General features: G+C 59.6%; 5 protein-coding genes and 1 pseudogene. 2 read left to right on the plus strand and 4 right to left on the minus strand.

Annotation, left to right across the window (positions count from 1 at the left end):
• Positions 1 to 47: 47 nt before the first annotated feature.
• Positions 48 to 962, minus strand: a pseudogene (locus tag BM075_RS23835) (integrase); the annotation flags it as partial.
• 124 nt (positions 963 to 1,086) lie between these two features.
• Between BM075_RS23835 and BM075_RS23840 the strand changes: the two are divergent.
• Both BM075_RS23840 and scpB read left to right on the plus strand, forming a co-directional pair.
• Positions 1,087 to 1,977, plus strand: a complete 891-nt coding sequence (locus BM075_RS23840; RefSeq protein ID WP_093363096.1) for a DUF1403 family protein — start codon at positions 1,087 to 1,089, stop codon at positions 1,975 to 1,977.
• 3 nt (positions 1,978 to 1,980) lie between these two features.
• Positions 1,981 to 2,580 carry an SMC-Scp complex subunit ScpB gene (scpB, locus tag BM075_RS23845; protein ID WP_093363097.1) on the plus strand — a complete coding sequence of 200 codons (600 nt, stop codon included), beginning with the start codon at positions 1,981 to 1,983 and terminating at the stop codon, positions 2,578 to 2,580.
• Here scpB and BM075_RS23850 read toward each other — a convergent pair.
• From BM075_RS23850 to BM075_RS23860, 3 genes are all read right to left on the minus strand, one after another.
• Positions 2,564 to 3,340, minus strand: coding sequence for a TniQ family protein (locus BM075_RS23850; protein ID WP_177208475.1), 777 nt, complete (start codon positions 3,338 to 3,340; stop codon positions 2,564 to 2,566). The genes scpB and BM075_RS23850 overlap by 17 nt on opposite strands.
• Positions 3,307 to 4,341, minus strand: a complete 1,035-nt coding sequence (locus BM075_RS23855) for a DDE-type integrase/transposase/recombinase (RefSeq protein ID WP_245758970.1) — start codon at positions 4,339 to 4,341, stop codon at positions 3,307 to 3,309. The genes BM075_RS23850 and BM075_RS23855 overlap by 34 nt, the downstream gene beginning before the upstream one ends.
• A gap of 133 nt (positions 4,342 to 4,474) precedes the next feature.
• On the minus strand, positions 4,475 to 4,783 hold a 309-nt coding region (locus BM075_RS23860), incomplete at its 5' end, for a transposase (protein WP_143089950.1).

Here is a 4,783-nt window from a genome sequence, read left to right on the forward strand (position 1 = left end):
CATCTAGAGATTGGGGAACGTGAGTATGTTCACACAATGTTCCACCTTAGCGTGGTTCTACGAAGAAACCTTCCGATAGGGCCTTCCAACGCCTGTTTGCCATCCCGCGAGGTGCGCACGAAGATCGGACCGAAGTCGATCTTTGCAAAGTGCAGCCATTGCTCCAGGGCATGGACTGGACAGGTCTGATTCTTTGAGCCGCGTCCGATCTCGACCTCGCGCCACCCGGTTTTGGCATTTAGCGTTAGCAGAGCACCCTGTTCCATGATCTCGATCCAACCGCCTGAGTCCGGTGTGTCGTCCTTGTGCACATCGAGACTGACGATCTCCGACCGCCGAAGTCCCCCAGCAAATCCAATGAGAAGGATCGCCCGGTCCCGAAGCCCGCGGAGATCATGAGGAAGAGTGGCCACCATAGCCTGGATATCCTCCGGCAGGATTGCTTCCTTCTGCACCGGCGGGCGTGCGTGTTTGCGCTTGATCCCGGCCAGGATCGTCGCGATGTGCCGATCCTTGCGATCGAGCGTGAACCCGCGCTGTGAGTAGTTCCAGGACAGCCCAGAGAGACGGCGCTCGATGGTTGAGGCCGAGAGAGCAGGGGTCTTCCCCGTCGATGCGGCAAGGTCGGCCATATAAAGCCCCACCATCTCGGGCGAGGGGGGCAAGGGATCCGTTCCTTTCAGCCGGCACCAGCGAGTGAAGTGTTTCCAGTCGGCGGCGTAGGCTTTGTTTGTGTTCTCGGCCGTTGAAGCTTCGGCGTATTCGCGCGCCGTATCGATCAGCCGGTCGAGGGTGCCGGAGCCGGCGACATGAACAGGCAGGGCGATTGATGCACTTTCTACCTGTTCTCTCTCGTTGTGCTCGTCACCATTCGGCGCGTCATCGGACGCTGTACGCGAAATCTCGGGCTCTGACCCGCCCGAACCCTCGATTTTGGTGCTGCTATTTGTGAGACTACCCATGTTTTCGCGCATATCATTTTCACGTCCGATAACGCAATTATTGGACATTATCTGAATTCAGCTAGTGCGGCGCTTTCTACACTATATTGTGGCGGGAACCGCCGTCATCAGTTAGTCTTGTCGCATGACCTACGCCCGACATGGACTTCCCGACGACTTTGATACCATAGCCAGGATGCCTTCCTGGGTCACGTCAGTCCGCGCGGAAACCCTTGAAGATGGTGCCTTTTTGTCCGGGTCGGCACTGAGCCATCTGCATCATGTATTGTCGCGCGACGACGTCCCGCATTCCCTTCTCCGGGAACGGCTTGCGCTTCGTGCGGCGGAGGCTTGTGTCACCCATGTGGGTCGTCCGGAGCGGGCCAGCGAACTGCGCGACGCAATGGCGTTCCTTCAGCCAGGAGATGAGCCCGGTCCAGCAGGCGAGGTGTACCTGGCCTGCCAGCGGGCCGTTGAACGGCAGGTTTCAGTCAAGTCGCTGCGCCGGGCTCTCGCTGATTTGGAACCGGACCAGATCGCAGAGTGGCTCCAAGCCGGGAAGGGAGCTCCAGTGCTTCGATCGGCGGCAGTCCTAGAGGCCGTACTTGGAGATCGCCCCCGCGACTTCACGTCCGCACTGCTTCTTGCCGATGCGGCTTTTGCGCAAGCGCTCGGGTGGTCGCATGTCCTGCCGCTTCTGGCGCTCGGTCTCAAGCGTAGCGATCTCCGGAAGACCGGCGAGAAACTGCGTTTGGCCTGTCATCGCGCAACCGGGACGGCGGCAGCTGAGGTAACGCGCGAGGCAGCCGATCTGGCGCGCCGCGCCGCGCGACTGAAAGAGGTTGCCCCAAAACTGCGAGCCAGGGGATCTGACGAGGCAGTGGCCCATTTCCTGGCCCGGGATTCCATCGCCCCGACCGCGCTTACCTCACTGCGTTCCGACCGCGCCGCGCGCCGGTTCTGCGAACGGCTGGTCGAGCTAGGCGTTGTGCGCGAGCTCACAGGTCGCGACACGTTCCGGCTCTACGGGATCTGAGCGATGGCCAAGGATCACGGCGAAACTGACTTCGATCGGGAACTGAACGATCTGCCAGCCGAATTACGCTGGCGAGAATGGATGCGACGGATCGAGGCTGTGCTCTTTGCCAGCGCCTCGCCAGTACCAAGTAAAGACCTGGCGCGCGTCGTGGGGCAGGGGGTGTCGGTCGAGTTGCTAATAGAGGATCTGGCCGCGGATCTGGAAGGGCGGTCCTTCGAAGTGGCGAAGGTTGCCAGCGGTTGGATGCTGCGAACCAGGCCCTCCTATGCGCCAGCGATCCGGACCGCGGCCGATGTCGGCGAACAGACACTCGATCTGCGGGAGTTCGATGTAGCGGTACTTGCCGCCATAGCCTATCACCAGCCGGTCACGCGGGATGGGCTGAAGGACATCTTCGGGAAAGAGATCAGCCGGGATTTGATCGGTCGGCTGCATGCGCGCGGCTTAATCGGGGCCGGGCCGCGGTCACCTCGGCGCGGCGCGCCTTACACCTATGTCACCACCGACCAATTCCTCATGGCGTTCGACTTGGAGACGTTGCAGGACTTGCCGGATGGGGAGCAGCTGGAGGATGTAGGGTTCATCAATTCGCAGGCGTAGCCGTTGCCAATGATGCGCGGCGGTTTGAATGAAGGCGGATGATGACCTGCTGTAAGTCCGCCAAATCAGGAAGTCTGGAGCGGGTCTTTGATCGCGGTGTTATCTGTGACGTGATCTCTGCCCTCAATGACGCCACCAAGTCGGAATGCTTGGGCGCAGCCAGTGCAATGCGGGTCCAGAGAACTATTGCAGGATGCTCGGAACGTTTTTTGAGGGGCATCATTCCATCGGTCAACTGGCGGAACAATACGTAGCGGACCCGGTGCGGCAGGCGCGAAATTGATGTCGGCTCGCCATTGAACGTGAAACAAGCCGCTCCAAGCATGGCGGGCAGGGATGTCTTGCCATGCCCGCCATGTCCCGCAACATGGATTCGAAGCAGATCGTCGATGAGCCGCTCGAAACGCTGCACATCATACTCGGCAGACAGGGTGGGTTTTCGGAGATCAGCATCACACCAGACGCAGAAATGTTGCGGCAGAAGGCGGTTTTGTCGTGAAGGCGTAATGTCGCCACGGCAGGTAGGGCAGTGATCGCGCAAGCGGCATCCATGCCGAATGCAGGAAACACGCGTCGCCAAAGTCCAACCGCGCCGGAAGAACGGTGCATGGTCCTCTTTCAGGCAGGCCGGGCAATATTGCAGGCGGTTGACCCGAGCGGTCGATGTGTGGTCATCTCCTGTTCTTGTGCTCTGCCTCTCACGCAACCGGGCCAGTGGGTCGCTGATCAATGCCAGGCCATCAATATCCTCGACGGGCAATCGGGTAAGCTGAGCCTTGCACGTTCCTCGGACAAGTATTCACCCCGGTCCGCGATGGAACGCCCGGTCTTGCCCGGCAGTGAGCGCAACACCGTGTTCACCTTGCCGAGAAGCCGTTCGACAACCCCGCCACGATGGACGGTCACTTTGTTCCGGCTTTGAATTGCGATGCCGTACTCGGCACATCCCCGGATGAAACTGGTGCTTCTAAACTCCATCGCGGAATCCACGACGACCTGCCTGGGGCGGCCATACATTGGCCAGGAGTGATTGATGTCGCGCGCTGCCAGCCAATCTTCTTTGCGGCACATCGCCTGCGCCAAACAGAGCGCGACCGACAGGCGCGAGGGTTGTTCAAGCGTCAGGCAGAAGCCGATAATCGCGCTTGTTGCCACATCGGCAGCGATAGTGAGATAGGGGCGTCCGACATAGATGCCCTGATCATCAATAACTTCCACAAACTGAATGTCGGCAGGGGTATGATCGATCTGGATGACGTCGAGAGCGTGTTTGGCCCGGATATAGCCCGGGCGCGGTTTCAGACGCCGCGGGCTTATCCCTCCTGAATGTCGCCGTCGTGCAATCTCCTCAAGTGTGAACAGTCGTGGGATACGCTTGGAAACGGTGACATAGGCAGGCGGATCAAGACCCTCGCTGTCACAACGGGCGCGGATTTCATCGACAATCGGCGCAAGGTCCGGTTGCTCGGGCTGAAGCCACATCTCCCGAAGCGTCGCCGAAATGATTTCCTCAACAGCCGGGCTGATCCTTGCGCGCCTCGCCCCATCTGTTCTTGGCAGCAGCGAAGAAACCCGGCGCTCGGTGCGGTATCGGCGCAGGTGGTTGTAGGCTTGGCGCGTCGAGAGACGCAATTCGGATGCGGCCCAAGCAACTGCGGTGCGCATAGGCTCTTGCCCGTCCAGAATGCGATCCAGTTCTCGTCCGATGCGCGTTGCCCTGGCCCAAGCCTCGTCAGAGGCTTCGTATTCGTGCGGCGTCATGAACCCGCCGCTCCACGGTTTCTAAACCCCATTTTCTGCCCCAGTCTCTCGCTTGTTGAAACGCGAGTTAAAAATTGAAATCGAAACGTAAAATATCGCGTCGGATTACGCTTCATCCTACTAGGGTCAGGACTCATAGCCAGTAAATGACGAGAGCGGCCAGGGCGATGGCTGACAGGAAGACCTTCGGGCATCTGTCGTATCGGGTTGCCACCCGCCGCCAGTCTTTCAACCTCCCAAACATGATCTCGATCCGGTTGCGACGTTTGTAGCGGCGCTTGTCGTACTTGACGGTTTTCTTGCGCTGCTTTCGGCCGGGAATGCATGCGCGTATCCCTTTGTCTTTCAACGCTTCTCTGAACCAATCGGCGTCATATCCACGGTCACCGAGCAGCCAATCTACCTTTGGCAGGCTGCTGACAAGCGCCCGTGCACCGATGTA

This window comes from Tropicimonas isoalkanivorans (genome assembly GCF_900112335.1).
In the GTDB taxonomy this organism is placed as follows: domain Bacteria; phylum Pseudomonadota; class Alphaproteobacteria; order Rhodobacterales; family Rhodobacteraceae; genus Tropicimonas; species Tropicimonas isoalkanivorans.

Bases quoted from the DNA above. Each gene is read 5' to 3' on its own strand.
- BM075_RS23840 (WP_093363096.1), top strand. From the start codon at position 1,087: ATGACCTACGCCCGACATGGACTTCCCGACGACTTTGATACCATAGCC.
- scpB (WP_093363097.1), top strand. From the start codon at position 1,981: ATGGCCAAGGATCACGGCGAAACTGACTTCGATCGGGAACTGAACGAT.
- BM075_RS23855 (WP_245758970.1), bottom strand. From the start codon at position 4,341: ATGACGCCGCACGAATACGAAGCCTCTGACGAGGCTTGGGCCAGGGCA.